The 21,247-nt window shown below is 69.0% G+C and carries 23 protein-coding genes; 14 read left to right on the top strand and 9 right to left on the bottom strand.

The features are described 5' to 3' along the window. Window positions 1-6 precede the first annotated feature (6 nt). Window positions 7-1,488, bottom strand: coding sequence for a DUF4185 domain-containing protein (locus ASG12_RS07935; RefSeq protein WP_235456155.1), 1,482 nt, complete (start codon window positions 1,486-1,488; stop codon window positions 7-9). 197 nt (window positions 1,489-1,685) lie between these two features. On the opposite strand from ASG12_RS07935, the gene ASG12_RS21640 reads away from it, so the two are divergent. Continuing rightward, the gene (locus ASG12_RS21640; protein WP_156377985.1) at window positions 1,686-1,889 is read left to right on the top strand and encodes a DUF2510 domain-containing protein; all 204 of its coding nucleotides are present in this window, start codon (window positions 1,686-1,688) and stop codon (window positions 1,887-1,889) included. Between the two features lie 7 nt (window positions 1,890-1,896). Here ASG12_RS21640 and ASG12_RS07925 read toward each other — a convergent pair whose 3' ends face one another. Beyond that, a complete protein-coding gene (locus ASG12_RS07925; RefSeq protein WP_055787197.1) occupies window positions 1,897-3,213 on the bottom strand; it encodes an esterase/lipase family protein in 1,317 nt (438 codons plus the stop codon). A gap of 94 nt (window positions 3,214-3,307) precedes the next feature. Here ASG12_RS07925 and ASG12_RS07920 point away from each other — a divergent pair, with 94 nt between their 5' ends. Continuing rightward, window positions 3,308-3,748: a DoxX family protein gene (locus tag ASG12_RS07920; protein WP_055787193.1), complete on the top strand. Its 441-nt coding sequence runs from the start codon at window positions 3,308-3,310 to the stop codon at window positions 3,746-3,748. Here the strand turns inward: ASG12_RS07920 and ASG12_RS07915 are convergent. After that, window positions 3,736-4,695, bottom strand: a complete 960-nt coding sequence (locus ASG12_RS07915) for a dienelactone hydrolase family protein (protein WP_055787191.1) — start codon at window positions 4,693-4,695, stop codon at window positions 3,736-3,738. The two genes, ASG12_RS07920 and ASG12_RS07915, sit on opposite strands and share 13 nt — an antisense overlap. Window positions 4,696-4,991: 296 nt before the next feature. Here ASG12_RS07915 and ASG12_RS07910 point away from each other — a divergent pair, with 296 nt between their 5' ends. The 3 genes from ASG12_RS07910 to ASG12_RS07900 all read left to right on the top strand — a co-directional run bounded on the left by ASG12_RS07910 (window position 4,992) and on the right by ASG12_RS07900 (window position 8,770). Beyond that, window positions 4,992-5,264, top strand: coding sequence for a GlsB/YeaQ/YmgE family stress response membrane protein (locus tag ASG12_RS07910; RefSeq protein WP_055787187.1), 273 nt, complete (start codon window positions 4,992-4,994; stop codon window positions 5,262-5,264). 309 nt (window positions 5,265-5,573) lie between these two features. Next, window positions 5,574-6,827: a bifunctional glycosyltransferase family 2/GtrA family protein gene (locus tag ASG12_RS07905; RefSeq protein WP_055787184.1), complete on the top strand. Its 1,254-nt coding sequence runs from the start codon at window positions 5,574-5,576 to the stop codon at window positions 6,825-6,827. After that, entirely contained in the window at window positions 6,824-8,770 is a 1,947-nt protein-coding gene (locus ASG12_RS07900; protein WP_055787182.1) for an ArnT family glycosyltransferase, read from the top strand. The genes ASG12_RS07905 and ASG12_RS07900 overlap by 4 nt, the downstream gene beginning before the upstream one ends. A gap of 94 nt (window positions 8,771-8,864) precedes the next feature. Here the strand turns inward: ASG12_RS07900 and ASG12_RS07895 are convergent, their stop codons facing one another. Further along, complete coding sequence (locus tag ASG12_RS07895) at window positions 8,865-9,323, bottom strand: MarR family transcriptional regulator (RefSeq protein WP_235456153.1); 459 nt, start codon at window positions 9,321-9,323, stop codon at window positions 8,865-8,867. Between the two features lie 112 nt (window positions 9,324-9,435). Here ASG12_RS07895 and ASG12_RS07890 point away from each other — a divergent pair, with 112 nt between their 5' ends. Beyond that, the gene (locus ASG12_RS07890; protein ID WP_055787179.1) at window positions 9,436-10,752 is read left to right on the top strand and encodes an MFS transporter; all 1,317 of its coding nucleotides are present in this window, start codon (window positions 9,436-9,438) and stop codon (window positions 10,750-10,752) included. A gap of 16 nt (window positions 10,753-10,768) precedes the next feature. Beyond that, complete coding sequence (locus ASG12_RS07885; protein WP_055787177.1) at window positions 10,769-11,203, top strand: universal stress protein; 435 nt, start codon at window positions 10,769-10,771, stop codon at window positions 11,201-11,203. An 11-nt stretch (window positions 11,204-11,214) separates the two neighbouring features. On the opposite strand, the gene ASG12_RS07880 is transcribed toward ASG12_RS07885, so the two are convergent. Beyond that, window positions 11,215-11,688 carry a MarR family winged helix-turn-helix transcriptional regulator gene (locus tag ASG12_RS07880; protein ID WP_235456144.1) on the bottom strand — a complete coding sequence of 158 codons (474 nt, stop codon included), beginning with the start codon at window positions 11,686-11,688 and terminating at the stop codon, window positions 11,215-11,217. A gap of 106 nt (window positions 11,689-11,794) precedes the next feature. Here ASG12_RS07880 and ASG12_RS07875 point away from each other — a divergent pair, with 106 nt between their 5' ends. Continuing rightward, window positions 11,795-12,991: an FAD-dependent monooxygenase gene (locus tag ASG12_RS07875; protein ID WP_200932737.1), complete on the top strand. Its 1,197-nt coding sequence runs from the start codon at window positions 11,795-11,797 to the stop codon at window positions 12,989-12,991. A 75-nt stretch (window positions 12,992-13,066) separates the two neighbouring features. Next, the gene (locus ASG12_RS07870; protein WP_055787169.1) at window positions 13,067-14,233 is read left to right on the top strand and encodes a TY-Chap domain-containing protein; all 1,167 of its coding nucleotides are present in this window, start codon (window positions 13,067-13,069) and stop codon (window positions 14,231-14,233) included. On the opposite strand, the gene ASG12_RS07865 is transcribed toward ASG12_RS07870, so the two are convergent. Then, on the bottom strand, window positions 14,230-14,907 hold the full coding sequence (locus ASG12_RS07865; protein WP_055787165.1) for an HAD family hydrolase: 678 nt from the start codon (window positions 14,905-14,907) through the stop codon (window positions 14,230-14,232). The genes ASG12_RS07870 and ASG12_RS07865 overlap by 4 nt on opposite strands. After that, window positions 14,904-15,683 carry an acyl-CoA thioesterase domain-containing protein gene (locus tag ASG12_RS07860; protein WP_055787162.1) on the bottom strand — a complete coding sequence of 260 codons (780 nt, stop codon included), beginning with the start codon at window positions 15,681-15,683 and terminating at the stop codon, window positions 14,904-14,906. The genes ASG12_RS07865 and ASG12_RS07860 overlap by 4 nt, the downstream gene beginning before the upstream one ends. 156 nt (window positions 15,684-15,839) lie before the next feature. On the opposite strand from ASG12_RS07860, the gene ASG12_RS07855 reads away from it, so the two are divergent. Both ASG12_RS07855 and ASG12_RS07850 read left to right on the top strand, forming a co-directional pair. Then, the gene (locus ASG12_RS07855; protein WP_156377984.1) at window positions 15,840-16,583 is read left to right on the top strand and encodes a hypothetical protein; all 744 of its coding nucleotides are present in this window, start codon (window positions 15,840-15,842) and stop codon (window positions 16,581-16,583) included. Between the two features lie 92 nt (window positions 16,584-16,675). Beyond that, on the top strand, window positions 16,676-17,875 hold the full coding sequence (locus tag ASG12_RS07850) for a TY-Chap domain-containing protein (RefSeq protein WP_055787159.1): 1,200 nt from the start codon (window positions 16,676-16,678) through the stop codon (window positions 17,873-17,875). Here the strand turns inward: ASG12_RS07850 and ASG12_RS07845 are convergent, their stop codons facing one another. Further along, entirely contained in the window at window positions 17,876-18,505 is a 630-nt protein-coding gene (locus ASG12_RS07845) for a GNAT family N-acetyltransferase (RefSeq protein ID WP_055787923.1), read from the bottom strand. Window positions 18,506-18,583: 78 nt separating this feature from the next. On the opposite strand from ASG12_RS07845, the gene ASG12_RS07840 reads away from it, so the two are divergent. Together ASG12_RS07840 and ASG12_RS21635 are read left to right on the top strand one after the other, a co-directional pair. Further along, window positions 18,584-19,603, top strand: coding sequence for a hypothetical protein (locus ASG12_RS07840; RefSeq protein ID WP_055787157.1), 1,020 nt, complete (start codon window positions 18,584-18,586; stop codon window positions 19,601-19,603). Window positions 19,604-19,766: 163 nt separating this feature from the next. Next, window positions 19,767-19,943: a hypothetical protein gene (locus tag ASG12_RS21635; RefSeq protein ID WP_156377983.1), complete on the top strand. Its 177-nt coding sequence runs from the start codon at window positions 19,767-19,769 to the stop codon at window positions 19,941-19,943. A gap of 5 nt (window positions 19,944-19,948) precedes the next feature. On the opposite strand, the gene ASG12_RS07835 is transcribed toward ASG12_RS21635, so the two are convergent. Continuing rightward, window positions 19,949-20,290 (bottom strand): DUF1801 domain-containing protein, encoded by a 342-nt coding sequence (locus ASG12_RS07835; protein WP_055787153.1) that lies wholly within the window; start codon window positions 20,288-20,290, stop codon window positions 19,949-19,951. 80 nt (window positions 20,291-20,370) lie between these two features. Between ASG12_RS07835 and ASG12_RS07830 the strand changes: the two genes are divergently transcribed. After that, the gene (locus ASG12_RS07830) at window positions 20,371-21,219 is read left to right on the top strand and encodes an enhanced serine sensitivity protein SseB C-terminal domain-containing protein (RefSeq protein WP_156377982.1); all 849 of its coding nucleotides are present in this window, start codon (window positions 20,371-20,373) and stop codon (window positions 21,217-21,219) included. Window positions 21,220-21,247 lie beyond the last annotated feature (28 nt).

Here is a 21,247-nt window from a genome sequence, read left to right as displayed (position 1 = left end):
CCGTTCTCAGTTGGTGCGGATGTGCATCAGGTCCACGTTGTACGAGGTGTACGTCGTGGCCGTGAAATACAGGTCCTTGTCGGTCGAGAACGGGTGGATGAACCCGCCGTAGAGCTGCGGGTACTTCGCGCTCGACATGAGGTTGGTCGGCTCCGACCACAGTCCCTGCGGCGACCTCGACTGCCGCAGCACGATCGCGCCGCGCAGCACGTCGAGGTAGGTGGCCTGCCAGAGGCCGGATTTCTCCTCGTAGCGCACCGACAGCTCGCCGGTGGGGCCACCGAAGATCGGCGACGCGTTCTCGCCGTTGTTGGTCGGGACCCACTTGCCGTTGATCCAGTACTGGTAGGCCGACTTGTTCAGCACGTCGGCGGTGGGAACGCGCGCCAGACCCGTGCTGCCGAGTCGACCGTTCGGGGTGCCGAACATGTAGACGTAGTCACCCTGCGGGACCATCGACGACACCTGGAAGTTCGCGAGCCCGAACATGTTGTCCCAGCGCGCGTACTGCGAGTTCGTCCACGTGGAACCGCCGTCGTCGCTCCACGCGAGACCGCCGTAGTTGGTGAACCACTGGCCGGGCAGCGTGAAGTTGTTGATCGACATGTAGCTCATGTACTGCCGGTTGCCGATGGCGAAACCCGAGGTCGGGATCGTGGTCTGCTCGGCGTAGTTCACCTTGCGGCTGGCGATGAGTTCGGCTGCGTGGCAACGGCTGTCCTGCACCATCGTGTCGATGGACATGCCGTCGGCGAGCTTGGTGTCGGCACTGAACCCGAGGGTGTTCGAGCGCCAGTCGCCACCGTTGGCTCCCGGCGGACGGAACCCGCGACCGAAGGTGTCACCGAACGCGACGGCGACCTTGTCCGGCGCGGCCTTCCACATGATGCCGAGGTCGGTGCCGTTGACCTGGAAACGCTTGTCGGTGCGGCTCGTCGATCCCTTGCCGGTGAGCTGCGCGACGTAGTTGAGACCGCCGGCGCGCGGGTTCGGCAGCTTCGGCGTCACCGATCCCGGTGTTGTGCCGGGGATCAGGCGCGGCGGACGCGCCTGTCCGGGCGGCGGCGTGCCACCGGGGACGGGCACCGGCAGCGTGAGGAACGGCCGCGGGGTGATGGTGATCTTCGGGATCGGGATGTTGCCCGAACCGGTGGGGACCTGCGCCGCGGGCTTCGGCGGATCGGTGATGTCGGGGCACGGGTCCTTGCAGGGATCCTTCGGCGCCGGCTGCGACGGGATGCGCTTCCGGGAGTTCTGCGGCCCGAACTGCGGCACGGGCTGCAACTTCAGGTACGGGACGTTGAAGTCGATCCGCGGTGGGACCTGCGGCAGCGGGCTGCCCGGACTCGGGGGTTGGGGGAGGTCGTTGGCACATCCCGAACTCGGCAACGCCACACTGGGCGCCGGTGCGCCGAGTGCTGGGGCCCCGATGGCGATGGGTGCCAGTGCACAACCGGCGACGACGACCGTGAGAACTCTGCGCAGCACGGAATTCTTCCTCTACCTCAGGTGACAGACGAGTGAATTTAACATGTGTACAGCAGCGATCACGGATGCATCGCGGTCGCCGTGAGGTCGACACGCATTCGAGACCACCCGGTGACGACCGGCGCAACGCCCTCGCTCACCTGCGACTTCGCGTGTGCAGCCGCACGCAGGACCGTGGAGCGGACATACTCACAGCCATGGGTGTGCTGGTGACGGTGATCGTCGTCGTGGTTGTCGCCGTCGGGGTGGTGTTCGCCCTCGTGCGGGCGTCGCGGGAGAAGCCGCCACCCATCCCCGAGGGCTGGTATCCGGACCTGCACGACCCGTCGATCGAGCGCTTCCACGACGGCGCGGCGTGGACCGATCAGACGCGACCCAATCCCGAGGAACTCGACCGCTAGCAGAGATCTAGCAGCGGCCCAGGTCCGACGACGGCGGCCGGACCGCGCCGGGACCCGCGGAGGCTCCCGCGGTGAGCTGCTTGGGCATCGGGGTGCCCGGCGACGTGTCGAGGCGGGCGAGCAGCCAGTCGTAGACCTCGTCGTGGTTGAGCAGGGTGAAGTGGTTGGCCGCGGTGATCGCGAAGCCGTCCTCGTCACGGAAACCGATGTGACGCTTCTTGTCGCGGCCGTTGGCGCTGGGCACCAGCACCAGGCCGTCGCCGATGATGCGGCCCAGCGGGTGGCGTGGGTTGCGGGTCACCGACGCCGAGACGAAGCAGTGGGTGGCGCCCTCGAGCAGCGGGACCTCCTGCACGGCCGCGACGCGCAACGCGTCGAGGTCGCGTCCCGACCAGTCCTCGTCGACCAACGATCCGTGGAAGAGGTCGCGGACGCCGGCGCTGCGGCGACGCAGCAACCGTGCGAACGGGCGCGACTCGGGCAGCTTGTCCAGCGCCGCGGAGAGGTAGTGCACCGACCGCGCCATCGGGGCACCGAGGTGCGGGGTCCCCAGCGACACGACGTGACGGACCCGCGCGACCCACTCGTGACCGTCGGTCGCGGCACGGAAGCAACCGCTGCGCACCACGAGTCCGCCCATGGAGTGGCCGACCAATGCGATCTCGTCGACGGGTACGGGCCAGTTCGCCACCACCTCCGACAGCAGGTCGTCGAGTTCGCGACCGTTCTCGGAGATGTGCCGACCCGTGTTGAACCGGACCTGGACCTCGGTGGCGTCGAGGTCGTCGCCGAGGCGCTGCCCGTAGGTGGGCCGACCGCCGATCCGCCACGCGAGTTCGGTCTCCATCAGCCCGTGGAGGAACACGACGATGCGGCCGGTGGCCCGCGGGAACGCCTCGGCCAGGTCCGCGGGGGTCGGGGCGACCGGGACGCCGTCGACACGGATCGTCATGCCCTCGGCGAGCGGGCTGCCCTGCGCGTCGAGGTGGTCGCCGATGAGGCCGTTGACCGCGGCGATCGCGAACGCGCCCTTCGAGGTCTGCGACGGCGGGCGTCCCCACCCGTCGGCGGTCTGCCCGGCGATCTCCGACGCGGTGTCGCACACCGCGGTGATCACCGAGTACGTGCCGGCCGCGATCGAGTCGTGGAGGATCTTCGACGGCGTGACGAAGTCGCCCAGCCCCAGGCGCAGCCCGGCGAAGATGTGTTCGGAGAAGGCCGAGTGGACCTTCGCGATGCCGGCGGTGGCGTCGCCGAGTTCGGCCAACGCGAGTCGGGAGAGCTCACGGACCTCGGTGCGCCGCTGCTGGGCCAGATCGTTCATACCGCTGAGTGTACGACTGTTCACTGAGATTGTTCGACCCCTGTGACGTGTTCGTCGCGCACCGGTCCGGGCGGGGTTCGGGCACGATCGTGAGGTGACCACCACCCGAGACCCCTCGACCCGCTCGTGGCCGCGCAACGCCGCACGCGGCCTGCTCGGCGGATTCCTGATCTTCGCCGGGACCGCGCACCTGTTCTTCGCCCGCGACACCTTCCAGGCGCAGGTCCCCGACTGGGTGCCGCTCGACAAGGATCTCGTGGTGCTCGCCTCGGGTGTCGTCGAGATCGTGCTGGGGGTGGCTCTGGTCGCGCTGTATCGACACCGGGTCATCGTCGGGTGGATCGTGGCCGCGTTCTTCGTGGCCGTGTTCCCCGGCAACATCTCGCAGTACGTGACCGGGACCGACGCCTTCGGTCTCGACACCGACACCGGTCGCCTCATCCGACTGTTCTTCCAACCGCTGCTCATCGCGTGGGCGCTGTGGTGCACCGGCGCGTTCGCGGCCCTGCGAGCGCGGTCGCGTCAGCCGAGGTAGCGGCCGAACCAGTCGAGGACCTGGCCGTAGACCTTCTCCGCGGCCTGCTGCTTGTAGCGGGTACCGGTGTCGTTGAAGAAGGCGTGGTCGACGTCGGGAACGGTCTCGACCTGGTACTGCACACCGGCGGCCTTCAACGCGGCCTCGGCCTGCGGCTTCGAGGCGTTGACGCGTTGGTCGAGACCGGCGTAGATCGCCAGCACCGCGGCCTGCTTCGACCCGGCGAAGTTCGCGCCCTCGGGCAGCGGACCGTAGAACGGCACGGCCGCGGCGATGTCGGTGTCGCCCGACGCCAGCAGCGACCACACCTGTCCCCCACCGAAGCAGAACCCGATGACGCCGATCTTCTTCCCCGGGACCCGCTTGGCGAGTTCGGCGATGCCGGCCTTCATGTCGGCCACGAATCGGGCCTGCGGCACGTTGCCGAGCGCCGCGGTCGCCCGCGCGGGGTCGGCGAACGTGCCGGTGCCGCCCTCCTCGGAGAGCAGGTCGATGGCGAGAGACGAGTACCCGGCGCCGGCGAGCCGACCGGCGATCGTGCGGATGTGGTCGGTGAGGCCCTTGTTCTCGTGGATCACGAGCACGGCGCCCTTGGGCTCGGCGGCCGCGGCGAACGCGCCCTGCAGGGTGCCGCTCGGCCCGGCGAAGGTGATCGACTGCGTCGCGACGGCGGTCGACATCCCGGGCGCACCGGCGGTGAGCGAGGACGACGTGCCCGCGGCATTGGGTGTCGCCGCCGAGGCGGTGCCCGAAGCGTTGCCCGAGGAGGTCGCCGAGGCCGTGCCCGAGTCGCTGCCGTCGGTGCTGCAGGCGGCGAGCACCGCGGTCGCGGCGGTGGCCGAGAGTCCCAGCAGCCCGAGGCGTCGCATCGCCTCGCGGCGTCCGAACATGCCGTCGGCGTGGTCGATGGCGATCTCTTCGGCGATGTACTGCTTGAACTCGGTCATCTCGGTCCTCGCGACGGTGGCGTGATGGGGGCTCCCCCACTATGCCTGCGGTCGATGAACGATGTCCGAATTCACCGCGGGGACCGCCGACCATAGGTCGATATACGTTCGTGACCTACCCCGAGGTATCGACACGGTTGTGCGTCACCCCCGCCGATGACGCGCCGCCGACCGTCGCGCGGTGCTAGACCGAGGTGCACACGAAATACGAAGTCTCTCGGGGCGTTCAACAGTGAGATCCCCTTCCTCGCCGCGGTCGGCACGCTCGACCGTCGCGAATCTCGAAGGAGCTCACCATGTGGACTGTCATCTCCGCCGTCATCGGCGGTCTCATCATCGGCGCCCTCGCCCGTCTCGTGTTGCCCGGCAAGCAGAACATCGGCGTCATCATGACGATCGTTCTCGGCATCCTCGGAGCCCTCATCGGATCGTGGCTCACCTACCAGTTCGGCTACAGCAACGACAACGGCGGCTGGAAGGTCGTGCCGTTCATCGTCGGCATCATCGTCGCCGCGGTGCTGATCTTCGCCTACGTCTCGATCACCGGACGCCGCAAGGTCTCGCGCTGATCTGACCCAGACCAGACGGCGCCTGTCGCCGTCCACCGAGGGGCCGGCGGCTTCTGCTACACAGCGGAGACGCCGGCCCGTGGTGTTTCCCGCGACCCGACTTCCTGACAGTTCGCTGTGCGTCGACACGCGAAAACCCCTGCAGATTCGGGCATCTGACACATTCCGCCGATGACGTTCGTCACCTTCGACAGTCTCTCGCCGCCAACCCTGGCCCGGACCGCGAACCGGTCGTAGTCTCGGTCTTTAGCACTGCTCAACATCGGGCGTATCCGACACCCGATCACCGCAACCGCGAGGCCGCACACGATGACCACCAGGCACCCGATCGCCTCCCCCGAGATGGAGGTGACCCTCGACCGCACACCACCGCACCCGACGCTCGATGTGGTGATCCCCGTCTACAACGAGGAAGCCGACCTCGAGGGATGCGTGCGTCGACTCCATGCGCATCTCGCGACGACACCGTTCTCGTCGCGGATCACCGTCGCCGACAACGCCAGCACCGATCGCACCCTCGCCGTGGCACGCGGCCTCGCCGAGACGCTCCCGCGGGTGCGGGTGGTGCACCTCGAGCAGAAGGGTCGCGGTCGTGCGCTCAACGCCGTCTGGCGCGAGAGCGACGCCGAGGTGGTCTGCTACATGGACGTCGACCTGTCCACCGACCTCAACGCGCTCATGCCGCTGGTGGCGCCACTGCTGTCGGGTCACTCCGACATCGCGATCGGGTCGCGCCTGTCGCGCTCGGCCCGGGTGATCCGGGGAACCAAGCGCGAGTTCATCTCCCGCGGGTACAACCTCATCCTGCGCACCGCGATGCACGCGCGTTTCACCGACGCCCAGTGCGGCTTCAAGGCCATCCGCACCGACGTCGCGCGGCGCCTGCTGCCACACGTGGAGGACACCGGCTGGTTCTTCGACACCGAGATGCTCGTCCTCGCCGAACGCGTGGGGCTGCGGATCGCCGAGGTGCCCGTCGACTGGATCGACGACCCCGACTCGAAGGTCGACATCGTCAAGACCGCCACCGAGGATCTCAAGGGGTGCTGGCGGGTCGCCCGAGCCCTGGGCAGCGGCGACCTCCCCATCGCGGAACTGCGAGCGACCATGGGGCGCAACCGACTCGACGAACCCGAGGTGTCGGGCGTGCCACGCGGCATGATCGGCCATCTCGTGCGGTTCGGGCTCATCGGTGTCGCCTCGACCATCGCGTTCGCTCTGCTCTACCTCGCGCTGCACCCCCTCGTCGGCGCGCAACCGGCCAACTTCCTCGCCCTGCTCATCACGGCTGTGCTCAACACGTGGGCCAACCGGGCCTTCACCTTCGGGGTGCGGGGTCGCGACGGCGCCGTCGGCCACCAGATCCAGGGCATCGCGATCTTCCTGGTGGGCTGGGCGATCTCGGCGCTGGCGCTGTACGTGCTGCACGCCGATTTCCCGCACGCCGACAAGCACGTCGATCTCGCCGTCCTCATCGGCGCCAACCTGCTCGCGACCATCGTCCGGTTCGTCTCGTTGCGCTGGGTGTTCGGCCGTCATCTGCAGAAGGAGTCCACCGCATGACCGCCACCGTCGGGATACCCGAGGACACCGCGCCGACCGTCGGGCACGACACCGATGGTGGCAACGCCTCGGCGGGTCGCGGGCATCGACTCGCGTTCGCCGCGCTGCTGATCGGCACCGCGGTGCTCTACCTGTGGGACCTCTCGATCAACCGCTACGCCAACGATTTCTACGCCGCGGCCGAGCAGGCCGGGTCGCAGTCGTGGAAGGCGTGGTTCTTCGGTTCGTCCGACGCCGCGAACTCGATCACCGTCGACAAACCGCCGGTGTCGCTGTGGATCTCCGGTATCGCGGTGCGCGTGTTCGGTCTGAATTCGTGGTCGATCCTGGTGCCCCAGGCCCTGATGGGTGTCGCTGCGGTGGCGCTGATCTACGTCATCGGCCGACGCATCGCCGGTCCTCGAGCCGGGTTCGTCGCGGGTGTCGTGCTGGCCCTGCAGCCCGTCGCCGCGGTGATGTTCCGGTTCAACAACCCCGACGCCCTGCTGGTGCTGCTGCTCATCGCCGCCGCTTGGGCGACACTGCGCATCCTCGACGACGGCCGACTGCGGTGGGCCGTTCTCGCCGGCGGACTCATCGGCCTGGCGTTCCTCACCAAGCAGCTGCAGGCGCTGCTCATCGTGCCGCCGATCGCGGTCGCGTACCTCGCCTTCGGGCCACCGGCCATGCGGACCCGCATCGTCCACTTGCTCGCCGCGCTGGGCGCGGCCATCGTGGGCGCGGGGTGGTGGGTGCTGACGGTGGAACTGTGGCCGGCCGGCTCGCGGCCGTACATCGGCGGCACCGAACACAATTCGATCATCGAACTCACCCTGGGCTACAACGGACTCGGCCGCCTCACCGGCGACGAGGGCTCGGGACTGGGCGGTGCCGGTGGCCCGCGCGGCGCGGGCGGCTCCGGTGAGGGCATGAACCGGATGCTCGCGGCGTTCGGTGGCCAGACCGGGATCCTGCGGATGTTCTCCCCCGCGGTCGGCGGACAGGTCGGGTGGCTCATCCCCGCCGCGCTCATCCTCGGCGCCGCGGCGATCGTCCTGCGCGGGCGCGCAACGCGCATCGATCTCGAACGCGCCGTTGCGGTGTTCGCGTGGCTGTGGCTGTTCTCCAACGCCGTGTTGATGAGCTACATGGCCGGCATCTTCCACCCGTACTACACCCTGGCGCTGGTGCCGCCGATCGCACTGCTCGTCGGGATCGGGTCGGTGCGCGGCTGGCAGCACCGCGAGACGCTCTGGGTGCGTACGGTTCTCGTCGTCGCGGTGGTCGTGACCGCCGTGCTCGCGGTCATCGTTCTCGGCCGCACACCCGACTTCCAGTCGTGGCTGCGACCGTTCGTGATCGTCGTCGCGGTGCTCGCGGTCGCCGGGCTCGTCGTCGAACGGTTCCGCCCCGGACGCTGGACCGCCCGTGCGGTCGTCGCCACGGTCGTCGTCGTGGGACTCGCCGGCCCGCTGGCGTACAGCATCGACACCGTCGCCACATCCCGCGTCGGGGGACTCGCCACGGCGGGTCCGAAATCCGCCGCGGTGCGCGGGTTCGGCGGTCTCCCGCGGGAGATGTCGCCGGGCGCACTGCAGGCCGCGAAACGCATGTTCACCGGCGAGGCACCCCCGCGTGCGGTCACCGATCTGCTCGCCCGCGAGGCCGGGAACTACCGGTGGGCGGCGGCGACGGTGAGTGCGTTGTCGGCGTCGGGGTACCAGCTCGCGATCGAGAAGCCGGTCATGCCGGTGGGTGGCTTCTCCGGCGGCGACCCGTCACCCACGCTCGCGCAGTTCCAGCGCCTCGTCGCCGGGCACCAGATCCACTGGTTCATCGCGTTCGCGAGTCCGATCCCGATGCGCGAGAACACCTCCGCCTCGGCGCAGATCACCAGTTGGGTGATGGCGCATCACCGCCCACAGGTCGTCGACGGCGTCACCCTCTACGACCTCAACCCCTGACCCCACCCGCCAGTTGGGCACGTAACGCCGCCAGTTGGGCACCTAACGACCGCAGTTGGGCACCTAACCACCGCAGTTGGGCAGGTAGCGGCGGTCAGCCGAGACGCTGATCCGACTTGAGGTCGCGCAGACGCGACATCGCCGGCACCGCGGCGGCGAGGGCGGCGCGTTCGTCGTCGGTGAGCTCGTCCAGCACCGACACCACCGTGGCGGCACCGGCACGCCGGCGGTGCTCCACATAGTCGCGACCGAGGTCGGTGACGCTCACCAGCGACGCCCGCTTGTCGCTCGGATCGGTGCGCCGTGTCACGTGGCCCGACCGTTCGAGCGCGGTCACCAGCGCCGTCATTGACGGCTGCGTCACGCCCTCGGACGCCGCGAGGTCGGTCACCCGCCGCGGGCCGAGTCGGTTCAACGTCGAGAGCGTCGCGACCGAGGTCAGACTCATGTCGCGGGGCATCCCCCGGACGAGTTCGGTCATCAGGGCGTACACGGTCTCGCCGATCTCGCGAGTGATCGCCGGGTCGTCGACGGTGCTCGGTGACGTGGTCATGTCGCCCAGCATAGAACGATCCGAGGGATTGCATAGAAGATTTATATAGAGTACCTATGGATAGGAAGCGCTGGAACGCGCCAGACCGATCGACGCTCCACCAGGAGGAACCGTGGCACACACGCACAGCTCCGGGTCGTTTCTCGACTCGTTCCGTCAGCCCAAGGCGGTGTGGGCGGTCGCCTTCGCCTGTGTCATCTCGTTCATGGGCATCGGCCTGGTCGACCCGATCCTCCCGTCGCTGTCGTCGCAGCTCGACGCGACGCCGTCGCAGGTGACACTGCTGTTCACCAGCTACCTCGTGGTCACCGCGGTCGCCATGCTCATCACCGGCTGGTTCTCGAGCCGCTTCGGCGCCAAGCAGACGCTGGTCGTCGGCCTCGTCATCATCGTCATCTTCGCGGCTCTGGCCGGTGCCAGCGGCAGCATCGCCGAGATCGTCGGCTTCCGCGCCGGCTGGGGTCTGGGCAACGCGCTGTTCATCGCGACGTCGCTCGCGGTCATCGTCGGTTCGGCGACAGGCGGTTTCGGCGGCGCGATCATCCTGTACGAGGCCGCGCTCGGCGTGGGTATCGCCTCGGGTCCGCTGCTCGGCGGCGTGCTCGGCAACATCAGCTGGCGGGGACCCTTCTTCGGCGTCGCCGTGCTCATGCTGATCGCACTGGTGGCCACCATCGTCTTCGTCCCCTCGACACCGAAACCCGCCGAGAAGTCATCGATCCTCGAACCCATCAAGGCTCTGCGGCATCGCAGCCTCGCGACCACGAGCGTGACCGGCCTGCTGTACAACTGGGGCTTCTTCACCATCCTCGGGTACGCACCGTTCCTCATGAACCTCTCGGCGCTGAAGCTCGGCGCGGTGTTCTTCTGCTGGGGCATCCTCGTTGCGATCTTCGCGGTCTTCGGCGCCCCGATGCTCAAATCCCGCTTCGGGACCCCGACGACGCTGTACGGCGCGCTCATCGGCATGGCCCTGGCGTGCCTGGTCATCGGGATCTGGTCGGGCAGCCAGTCGGTGGTCATCGGCGCGACCATCGCGTCGGGCATCTTCGTGGGACTCAACAACACCCTCGTCACCACCGCGGTCATGAGCATCGCACCGGTGCAGCGGTCGGTCGCCTCGGCCACCTACGGGTTCGTGCGGTTCATCGGTGGCGGTCTGGCACCCTTCGCGGCGGGCAAGCTCGTCGAGCACTACAACGACCACGTGCCGTTCGTGCTCGGTGCGGTCGCCGTCGTGATCGCCGCGGTGGTCCTGTCGACCGTGCACGGCGCGCTCACCGACGCCGACACCGAGGAGCAGCAGACCGAGTCGCACGAACGCGCCGACGCCGAGAGCGCGGTCACCGAGATCCCGGCAGTCGAGGGTGAGGCCGTGATGGCCGAGACCGCCCTGCGCGAGGACCGCGCCGTCGCCCAGCGCCGCTGAACGGGCAGACCCAGCGATGGCCGCGCCGAACCCCGTCCCGATCGACCGCCGCACCCTGCTCGTCGGGGTCGACGGATCCGACACCTCCTGGCGCGCATTGTTCTACGCGCTCGGCCAGGCTCGGCGCGATTCCTCGGCGGTGATCGCAGTGAACGTCGTGCCGATCACGGTGGCCACCACCAGCGCCACCGTCGCGGGCTGCGCGGCCCTGGTCGACGCGGCGCAGGGCATCGAGTCCGAGATCGCCGAACTGCGAGCACAATTCGAGGTGGACATCCGCTTCGAGACCACCGTCGGCGATCCGGCGGGGTCGTTGGTGCGCCTGGCCGGCGAGCATCACGCCGACGGCATCGTGATCGGTGCGAGCACCACGCTCGTGCACCGGATCTTCGGATCGATCGCCGGGCGCGCGGTCCGCAACAGTCCCTGCCCGGTGACCGTCGTCCCCTGAGAACCGTTACGTCAGGCGGGATCAGGGCGTTCGATGTGCTCGACCATGGTGCGGTGCAGGTCGGCGAGGAACGCCTCGAACTGCGCGAGGATCTCAGGCGGATAGTCCGCCATCATCTCGTCGATGCTCTCGCCCAGGGGACCGAAGAACGCGTCGGCGTGGTCGTGCACCGACCGGCCGCTACGGAGGGTGACCACCCGGCGGTCGGAATGCTCCCGCGTGCGGACGATGTGGCCCGCCGCCTCCAGGCGGTTCAGCAGCGATGTCGTCGCTCCCGAGGTCAGATGGATGCGCTCGGCGAGACGCGCCGGCGACAGCGGCGTGCCCTGGTCTTCGAAGTACACGATGTCGATCAGCGCCTCGGCGTCGGTGGTGTGCAGACCCAGCGAATCGGCGAAGCGGCGACCGAACTGGTTGAAATCGGCTCCGTACCTCTGTAATCCGTCGAGCAGGCGCTCGCGGTGACCGCTCGCATCGTTCGTCACAGCGCACCTTCCGTCCATCGGCGTTGACAACCGTGCCCACCGTAGATACCTTGATCATCAAGTTACTTCACGGGGAAGCCTACTACGCGATGACAGGACGATGGCGATGACCACTGTATTGATCTCCGGCGCCAGCATCGCCGGACCCACCGCGGCCTACTGGTTGGCGTGCGCCGGGTTCGAGGTGACGATGGTGGAACGCTTCGACGAGCTGCGGCCCGGTGGGCAGTCGGTCGACGTGCGCGGCGCCGGTCGGGAGGTGGCGCGTCGCATGGGCGTCGAGGACGCCATCCGCGCGGCCGGGACCGGCGAGAAGGGCCTGCGGTTCGTCGACACCGACGGAAAGGTGAAGGCGGCGTTCGCGGCATCGGATTTCGCCGACGGCAACGGACCGACCGCCGAACTGGAGATCCTGCGCGGCGACCTCGCGCGCATCGTGTTCGACGCGGCAACCGACGCCGGCGCCGAGACCGTCTTCGGCGACACCATCACCGACCTCGACGACGACAGCACCGCCGTGCACGTCACGTTCGCGAGCGGCGCGACCCGCAGTTTCGACCACGTCATCATCGCCGAGGGGATGCGTTCGCGTACAAGGCGACTCGTGGTCGACGACACCGACGCCATCCGGTCGCTGGGCATGTACACGTCCTACTTCACGATCCCGCGCGCTGCATCCGACACGCAGTGGGCCTCGTGGTGCTCGTTCCCGGGCAGCCGCTCGGCGCTGATCCGCCCCGACACGCACGGGACCACCCGCGCGGCGCTGTCGTTCATCAGTGGCGAGAAGGGTCTCGACGCACTCGACACCGCCGGGCAGAAGGCGCAGCTGCGCGCCCGCTACGGCGACGCCGGGTGGGAGATCCCACGGGTGCTCGACGGGATGGACGCCTCGACCGACTTCTACTTCGAGGGCATCGGTCAGGTGACACTGCCCACCTGGGGGTACGGACGCGTCGTCCTGCTGGGCGATGCTGCCTACTGCGCCTCACCGGTCAGCGGCATGGGGACGAACCTGTCGCTGGTCGGCGCCTATGTCCTGGCCAACGAGATGATCGCCGGCGGGGACGCTTTCAGCCGATACGAATCGATCCTGCGCCCGTACGTCGCTCAGGCACAGAAGCTTCCGCCCGGCACGCCGCGCATCGCGAACCCGAAGACGCGTCTCGGTGTCCGCGTGCTCAACGCGGCGGCCGGTGTCGCGGCGTCGAAGCCGGTCCAGTCGATCGCGTCGAGGTTCTCCTCACCGCCCGCCGACGCGATCCATCTACCCGACTATCCGTCACCGGTGCGTCCCGGCTGACCTGTCGGACGGCGGTCGTACCCTTCTCCGACGACGAGCCGCCATTCGGCGGCGACGCGACGGGAGGAGGCAGACGTGGACGACACCGACTTCGACGTCGCCGTCGAGTCCGCGTGGCGCACGTTCCGTATCGACCTCGCTGACCGGCTGGCCCGGCTGGAGCCGGGCGACGAGCTGGAGGTCGCGCAGTCGACGCGGGAGCTGCCAGACGGCCCCCACGGTCGCCTCACGTTCACGGTGACCGCCCGGCGTCGCATTCGATGCACCATCGACGCCGCCGATCTGCACACCACTCCCGACTGCCACCTCGACCAGGTGCACCGACTCGAGGCGGCCGGGTGGCAGTGGCTGCGTGGTGCGCACGGTCGACATGTCGTCGAGTGCGGCCGGAGCGGGATCGATGCCCTTGCCCTGCAGGCACAGACGGCGTTGCGGGAGATCTGGGAGGTCGTGCACCCCACCTTCCTCGAGGGCGACCGCACCCCGACACCCAGGGAATCCGAGGTCGCGATCGGCGTGGTGGTCCGCACCGTCGACCAGCTGCGGGCCCTGGCCGTCGAGGCACTCACCGAGGCGGCCGAATTCGCGGTGGTGGTCGATTCCGACGGCGACATCCAGGTCCCCGCGGGAAGCATCGGGTCGTGGCTGCGCGTGTGCGACGACGACCCGCATCTCGAGTTCTTCGCTTGCATCGTCGACGAGGTGCCCGACGTCGCGGGCGCGGCGGTCTACCTCGCCACCCACGCCGCCCGCTGGCCGAGTGTGGGTCTCCGACTCATCGACACCCACATGTACGCGACCATGCGACTGGGGTGCACGACCTTTCACAGCGCGAATCTCGTTGCTGCGCTGCGTACCTGGACCGAGTTTCTCATCGACGACGTCCCGACGATCGAGGCCGCTCTGTCGACGCCATCGCCGGCCGTTCACGACGGAGCGATCCCGGCCGCCCTGGAGCGGGTGCACCACCTCGCCCGGTACGGACCGCCACCGGGTCCGCTGACCGTGATGGGGTTGTGTGGCGACAACCGGCGGACGGCCATGAACTACATCAGGGCCTCGTTGGAGCAGGTGAAGTCCCTGAACGCCTCGGCGGAGCGGGCCACCGCCGAGGGCGACATCGATGAGGCGAGAGCCTGTCGTGATGAGGCGAGGCAGTGGCGCGCGACGATGAAGCTGATCACCCAGTCGCTGCGGGTGGCTCTGCGCCGTGAGCGGTCGCGCCGCGACACCCCGGACTAGAGGCGGTCCGCAAGATCCACGAGCGATGTCACCTCGATGTCGGGTGCGCCGAAATGCGCGGGATAGGTTGCGCCCGTGCGGTTGATCCACGCCGTGCGCATGCCGACGCGGCGGGCACCCTCGAGATCCCAGGGGTGCACGGCGACCATCAGCGCCTCGACACCGGCGACGCCGGCCGAGCGCAGTCCGTGTCGGTAGGCGGCCGGTGACGGCTTCCAGCCGCCGGCGTCGTTGGCCGAGAGATACGAATCCATCGCCGCCGCGGCCGGAGTGTCGCCCAGCAGTGTTCGTGCGACGTCGGTCGACCCGTTGCTCAGCGTGATGACGCGAACGCCGACCTCGTTCAGCGCGACGATCCCGGGCACGACATCGGGGTGTGGTTGCGCGGCAACCATGGCCGTCATGATCGACTGTGCCGCCGCGTCGAGGTCGGCGTCGGAGCGGTCGGTATGGGCTGCGTGGATCATCGATCGCGCGACGTCGGTGCCGATGGCGGCGTAGGAGGCGTTGTCGCCCAACACCGTCGCCGCGAAACCGTCACGGAGCACCGAGAGGTACCAGGTGCGGACGTCCTCGGCGCGTAGGCCGGCATCGACGAACGCGCCGCCGACCGACCCGAGATCGGAGAGGGTGTCGTTGACGTCGAGGAATGCCGCGACGGGTCGCCCGGTCACGAGAACGCCCGGGTGTTGTTGAGCGCGGTGACCATTCCCGAACCGATGGGTCCGTGCACGTCGTAGAGGGTGGTGGTGCCGACGGCGATTCCCTCGGTGTCGATGTGGGAGTCCTCCCGCACGCCCACCCAGTCACCGTCGGGCAGACGCGACAGCGCGACGGTGAGGTCGCCGTTGATGTATCCGACCCACTCGGTGCCGAGATTGGTGACGAGGCTGGTCCACTCGGCGGTGGTGACGGCCCGCACGTAGGGGCTCGGCGGTCGGTCGGCGGTCATCGGGAGCACGTTCCACCACGCGGTGGTGCGGTCGGCGTTGAGATGCTTCTCGAGTTCGCTGGTCCATCCGACGCGGTCGGAGTGGTACCAGGTGACCGCGTCGGGCTCGTCGTCGACGGGCGGCGCGGGCACGGTGGCATCGGCACGCCAGCGGTCGCCGGGCGCGTTCTCCGACATCCGGTACTGCACGTACATCGCCGTGGCGACCAGGGTGTCGTTCTGGAACGCGTCGGCACGGGCGACCTTGATGCGCGAGCCGGTGCGCATCGTCTCGGTGCGCACGATGGTGGGCACGGTCTTGAACGCACGCAGCAGTTCGAAGGTGGTGCGCGCCGGCATGAACCCCTCGACGCGCTGTTCGTCCTCGAGGACCTGGGCGAGGAGACCGACCACCGCGGGCCCGGCCACGTGGTCGTCGCCCCAGGCGCTCTGTGCGTGCTCGTTGGCGCGGTAGGCGACCTCACCATCGCGGGAGACGACCTCGAAGAACGGCTTCATCGATTCACACTCTCACAGCGCCGCTGCCGAACCGCGCGCACTGTCGGACACCGGCCGTATCGTCGGCGACCCCCACACTCACAGACCTCCAGACCGTCCGAGGAGCCCACCATCAGCACCCGCCCCACCGTTGACCCGCACCGCCCGGTGCACGTCGTGTTCGCCGCACCGTGGCAGTCGATCGACCGCCACGGATCCGGCCGCACGACCGACGAGACCTGGTGGACGTTCCCCGACGACGTGGCCGACGGCGACACCGTCGTCACGGTCGTGCAGGGACGCGAGGCCGCGGTCCTGGGGGTGTCGGTGCTGCGCATGGGGACCGATCCCGACGACTGGGACCTCGAGCCCGCCGACCCACGGGTGTCCGAGCCGCTCGCCGCGGCCGCGATCTCGCGACGCGCCGGTACCGCGATCACCGTCGACCCCCGGTCGCTGCATCACACCGAGGGCGCCGCGGTCATCGCTGCCATCGAGGCCGAGTGCGACGCCCCCACCCCGTGGTTCGCGCTCCCCTCCCCCTGCGCCGACGTCGACACGATGGGCGTGAGCGCGGTCGAGAGTTCCTGGGGCTGCACCGGCTGCGGCCGACGGTGGGCGGGCAAGACCAGCCCGCGCCTGCAACGACACCAGACGGTCGAGGTTCCGTACGACGACATCGGCTGGGTCGCGCTGTGCCCGAGCTGCCACGACATCGTGCACCAGCCACTCGGGCCGAGCGTCGACGAGCTGATGTTCGGCAACCGACCGGCGTGTCCGGCGTGCAACGAGCACCGCACGTTCCGGGTGCTGTGGGGTATGCCGGCCTCGCCGCCGCCCTACGGCACCGTGGGCGCGGGATGTGTCGTCATCGGCGACGCCCCGACCCGTCGTTGCGGGGCCTGCGGGCACGAATGGTGACCGCTCGGCCGACGCGCACTGTCAGACCCCTGAACTAGCGTCGAAGACGAAGAGAGACACAGCGACTCGACGTCCGCACGAAAGGAGGCGCCATGCGCACCCACATCGATCTCGACGATGCCGTGGCCGCGGCCTGGCGGTCGTTCCGGTTCGATCTCGCCGATCGGCTCGCGCAGCTCGAGCGCGGCGAGACGGTCACCGTCGCCCAGTCGACGGTCGAGTTCCCCGAAGGCCCGCACGGGGTGATCCGGTTCTCCGTCACCGGTGCGCGTCGGGTCCGGGCCACCGTGGTCACCTCCGACCTCCACACCACCGAGGAGTGCCGTCTCGAGCAGATTGCCGTCCTCCGCGAGCTCGGCTGGCGACAGCTGCGGGGCGGCACCGTCGTTCTCGAATCGGGGCGGCGCGGTGTCGACGCACTTGCGACGGCGGTCGAGTCCACGCTGCGGCGCGTCTGGGAGGTGCTGCACCCGACGTTCCTGGCCGACTCGACCATTTCGGCGCCACCGTCGGAGCCGGAGATCTCGATCGGTGTCGTTCCGATGGATCAGGCGCATCTGCAGCACCTGGTGCTCGCGGCGATCGAACGCATCACCGGTACCGAGGTCGACGTCGACGCCGATGGCGACATCTGGGTCCCGGGGGTGATCGGTTCCTGGATTCGCGCTGACGCGGACTCGCCGACCGTCGTGATGGTGTCGTGCCTCGTCGACCGCGTCGCCGATCCGGACACCGCGGCGCGCCACATCGCCTCCCGCGCGAATACGGCCGGCGGCGTCACGTTGCTGCTCGTCGACGACCGGGTGATCGCGACGATGACGCTCGGGGCGACGGTGTTCCACGAGCACAACCTGGCCTCGGCGTTGTCCGCGTGGCTCGATTTCCTCGCCGACGGCGGTGTCGCGATCCGTGCCGCCCTCTCCGACCACCGGCATGCTCAGCCGGACACGAACGCACAGTTCGAGGCCGATCCCGACCGCCTGCCCGAGGCTCTGATGGCGTTGATCCAGCTCGATCAGGACGGCCCTCTGACCCCCTCCGAGGTCGCGCAGATCTGTGGACACCATCGAGGCGACATCCTCGAGTTCATCCGGCTGTGCGAGATCGAGGAGATCAGCTGGCGCACGAACGCCGAGAGGGCCGACGAATCGGGTGACGCCGAGGAGGCCGCGGCCTGCCGACACGAGCAGCACGCATGGGCCGCCACGGTCACCGTGCTGCGACAGGCGCTGCGGCTGGTGGTGTTGCCACCGGGTCGGCCGTCGGGCGAGCGCCGACCGACCTCGCACTGATCACCGGTGCGCGGGTGGGCGATCCATCGACCACAGCGGTGTCCCATCGGCGAGGGCGAACTCATCGCTCACCGTGAACCCGAAGCGTTGGTACAGCGCGACGTTCTCGGCGCGCGTGCACACCAGGTGCGCCGGGTGCCCATGCGCGTCCACAGCGGCAAGGCGGTGGTCGAGCAGGATGCGCGCGAGCCCACGTCTCTGCGCTGCGGGTGTGACGCCGAGGTTCACCAGCGTCCAGTGCGGGGCGGACGGTTCGTGGGCGTCGAGGCGCCGCCGCACGTCGAGGCCGGCACCGACTCGACCGCCGAGCGCGGTCAGCGTTCGTGGAGCCGCGCGCAGCGTGCGAGCCAGGCCGGCCATCGGGCCACCACGGTCGGGACCGTCCCACGCCGCGACAGCTATGGGGCGTCCGGTGTGGTCGGCGAGGTAGTCGACGACACCGATCCGCCCGTGCTCGTGGCGCAGGGTCGCGGTGAAGTACCTCGGCAGTGCCGCGTGCCTGCGGTGGGCGTCGGGCCAGAGGAACGTCATGAGCGGGTCGTCGGCGAAGGCCGCTGCCAGCGCGGTGGCGCAGACGGCGAATTCCTGTCGCGTCGCCGCGGTCCGCACCTCGGGTGGCGCATCCGACATCACGGGTCGGATTGTGCCGTACCCACCGATCCGCCGCTCACGGCCAACTCGTTGCCGAGACTCACGTAACTTCTACTCATGGCGAGTGTCGAGTGGGTGCTCGCGGATCTCCGCGAACCCGGACGACCGGCCGTGCTCAGCCGCGATGGTGCGCCGCGGGCACGGACGTCACTGAGTCGCGCCCTCACCGATCCGTTCGGTGCCCGTCGTGCCCGATCCGTCGCCGCCGAACTCGACCGGTGGGCCCGCGCGCCGCGGACCGAGAAGCCCTCGACGTTCGTCGTCGAGGGCATCCGCTGCGTTCCGGTACCCGGCACGACGGCCGAGGTCGCGGCGGCGTGGGTCGCAGCGGAGTCCGTCGACACCACCGATCCACCCGCGGCAGCCGCATTCACCTGGGATTCCATCGAACGCAGGTTCTGCGTTCCGCCGGAATCGGCAGCACTGGTCGGTCGTCGCGCCGTCGGCGAGAAACCGGCGTCGGTGCTCAGTGCCGATGCACTGCGGTTCGTGGAGGTCGACGACACCATCGGGCTCGTGCAGGCGATGCTGGTCCCCGATCGCGGGCCGTGGACGGGCACCGCGACCCTGCGCCCGGGCTCGAGTGCATCGAAGCGCGTGTCGGTGAGTCTGTTGCCGACGGGACCATCGGCGTTGTCGGGGGTGGTGTTCGAAGCGCCGACGCTCCCGATCACCCGACGGGTCGAATCGCTGGCGATGACCTCGATGGCGCAGGTGTCGAACATCCATGTCGTGGTGATGGACGTGGAGAAGATGCGGGTGCTGCGGTGGCTCACCGATCCGCCGAGCGGGATCGCGTGGAAGGGGCGCCGCGACGATCGCGATGCCCCGCACCCCGACGACGTGCGCCGGATCTTCGAGGTCGCGAGCGGGGTGTTCAGCGGCACCCAGCGCCGTGCCGCGCTCGACGGTGTCCGATTGCGACGGCTCGAGGGTGGCTGGCTCATCGTCGACGCCGCCGGTGAGATCGTCGACGGGGCCGATCCGCCGTTGGTGATCATCCAGATGGTGGCGCGCGGGGTGTCCGACGAGCCCGACCCGGTGCCGCCCGACGACACCGGTCACCCGGGGCTGTGAGAGGGCCTGTGGAATTCCGCTTTGCGGCCTGACCTGGACTTCGTTACCGTCAAGAACATTCCTGATGCCAGTCCTCGACGGCGTCGGACGGAAACGATCTGCCCACTCGCGTCGCCGGTTCCTTCTCGTCGGTGACGTTCGACGCGCGATTCGAGGTCCGACCATGACTGTGACGAGCACCGAGACCGGTGGTCCTGATCGTTCGGCCGTGGACGCGCCCTACGACGGCTCCGACGAGGCGACCACCGAGTATGTCGTCCGTCTGCGTGACGCCCTGGCCGCACTGTACGACGACCCGCTGTCGCTGGAGGCCGGGCGCATCGTGTCGAAGCTGCTGTAGCCCGCTCAGCCCTGGTTGAGCGCGACCGCCGCCTGGATGAGCGCGGTGAACGCCTCGCGATCGAGCTCATCAGCGGCCTTGATGTCGACGGCGCGCCGCGCGCCTGCGTCGAGGCTGGCGTTGAACACCGACTGCGGATCGGGAAGTGACGCGCCCTTGGCGAACGTGACCTTCACCTTGTCCTTGTAGGTCTCCAAGGTGCAGATGAGTCCGTCGCGCGAGAACGTCGGCACGCCATCGGGATTCGAGGGTTTGCGCCACTTGATCTCCTCGGTGATCCCGTCGTCTGCCCCGAGGATGAGGTCGCGGATGGTCCCGACGGTGTCCGCTCGCCAGTCTGTCGTCACGGGGTGGCAGATTACCCGCTGCACAGCCCGTTTGGTGACCTGCTTGTGCTCATCGGTGCAGTTCGGTGGAGCTCTTCGCCTTGGCCACCAGCGGCACAATGGGCAGGGCACGGCGGTTCAGATATCAGGACCATCAGCAGTGCCCGACCGGTCCTCGGCCGCGCCAACCCCTCCAGAACGAAAGGCACGACATGCACCTCGATGACGCTGTGTCGATGCTCGACACAGGCTCGCTGTCTCAGGACGGCTTCCTTCGCGAGCTGCAATCCTTCGAGATGGCGGTGCCGTTGAAACAGACGGCCGACGGTGGCTCGGCGTTGAGCGTCTTCACATACGGATCGCATTCGTGCGCAGCGGTGTTCAGCGCTCACGAACGCATCCTGACGCATCTACGGGACCGTCCCGCGGCGATGCTGACGGGACGACAACTCGCCGGGCAGTGGCCGAGCGATCTCGTGATGGCGCTGAATCCGACCGATGATGCGCCGGGCTTGATGATCCCGCCCGCCGAGGTGCAGCGCATGGCGAGCGACGACCTACAACGCGTCGTGCCGGCCGGGACCCGGACATTCATCGGCGCGCCGGCCGAGCATCCCCCGGTAGAGCTGCAACACGTGGTCCGCGAGCTCGTCGCAACCACCGGGGAGATCGATAGGGCGTACCTGTTCCAGATGGGCATCGGAGAGGACACCCCCGAATTGGTCCTGGGCGTGGTCCTGCGCGGAACTGCCGACACCAGAGCCGCGATGTCTCACGCCGCCCAGTGGGTCGCCGACCACCGCCCGGTCCACCCGCCGATCGCGCTACTGGTGCTGTCCGACTCCACGCTCGACATCGTCGCGAGCTGCGTCCCAGCGATCACGGGCGAGGAGCCGTGGACGCCACCGTCGCGATCCACCGAGAGTGACGTGCGTCGCATCGGGGATTGACCCCGGCCTGTCGCCGTGTTGACCCGAG

Origin of the sequence: Williamsia sp. Leaf354 (assembly GCF_001424365.1) — a bacterium.
Taxonomy (GTDB): domain Bacteria; phylum Actinomycetota; class Actinomycetes; order Mycobacteriales; family Mycobacteriaceae; genus Williamsia_A.
This window is presented reverse-complemented; position numbering and strand designations above follow the sequence as displayed.

What these genes read in the sequence shown, in the direction of transcription:
- ASG12_RS21640 (WP_156377985.1), top strand. Translation starts at nt 1,686, where the DNA reads ATGGGTGTGCTGGTGACGGTGATCGTCGTCGTGGTTGTCGCCGTCGGG.
- ASG12_RS07925 (WP_055787197.1), bottom strand. Translation starts at nt 3,213, where the DNA reads ATGAACGATCTGGCCCAGCAGCGGCGCACCGAGGTCCGTGAGCTCTCC.
- ASG12_RS07915 (WP_055787191.1), bottom strand. Translation starts at nt 4,695, where the DNA reads ATGACCGAGTTCAAGCAGTACATCGCCGAAGAGATCGCCATCGACCAC.
- ASG12_RS07910 (WP_055787187.1), top strand. Translation starts at nt 4,992, where the DNA reads ATGTGGACTGTCATCTCCGCCGTCATCGGCGGTCTCATCATCGGCGCC.
- ASG12_RS07905 (WP_055787184.1), top strand. Translation starts at nt 5,574, where the DNA reads ATGACCACCAGGCACCCGATCGCCTCCCCCGAGATGGAGGTGACCCTC.
- ASG12_RS07900 (WP_055787182.1), top strand. Translation starts at nt 6,824, where the DNA reads ATGACCGCCACCGTCGGGATACCCGAGGACACCGCGCCGACCGTCGGG.
- ASG12_RS07895 (WP_235456153.1), bottom strand. Translation starts at nt 9,323, where the DNA reads ATGACCACGTCACCGAGCACCGTCGACGACCCGGCGATCACTCGCGAG.
- ASG12_RS07885 (WP_055787177.1), top strand. Translation starts at nt 10,769, where the DNA reads ATGGCCGCGCCGAACCCCGTCCCGATCGACCGCCGCACCCTGCTCGTC.
- ASG12_RS07875 (WP_200932737.1), top strand. Translation starts at nt 11,795, where the DNA reads ATGACCACTGTATTGATCTCCGGCGCCAGCATCGCCGGACCCACCGCG.
- ASG12_RS07860 (WP_055787162.1), bottom strand. Translation starts at nt 15,683, where the DNA reads ATGAAGCCGTTCTTCGAGGTCGTCTCCCGCGATGGTGAGGTCGCCTAC.
- ASG12_RS07850 (WP_055787159.1), top strand. Translation starts at nt 16,676, where the DNA reads ATGCGCACCCACATCGATCTCGACGATGCCGTGGCCGCGGCCTGGCGG.
- ASG12_RS07845 (WP_055787923.1), bottom strand. Translation starts at nt 18,505, where the DNA reads ATGTCGGATGCGCCACCCGAGGTGCGGACCGCGGCGACGCGACAGGAA.
- ASG12_RS07840 (WP_055787157.1), top strand. Translation starts at nt 18,584, where the DNA reads ATGGCGAGTGTCGAGTGGGTGCTCGCGGATCTCCGCGAACCCGGACGA.
- ASG12_RS21635 (WP_156377983.1), top strand. Translation starts at nt 19,767, where the DNA reads ATGACTGTGACGAGCACCGAGACCGGTGGTCCTGATCGTTCGGCCGTG.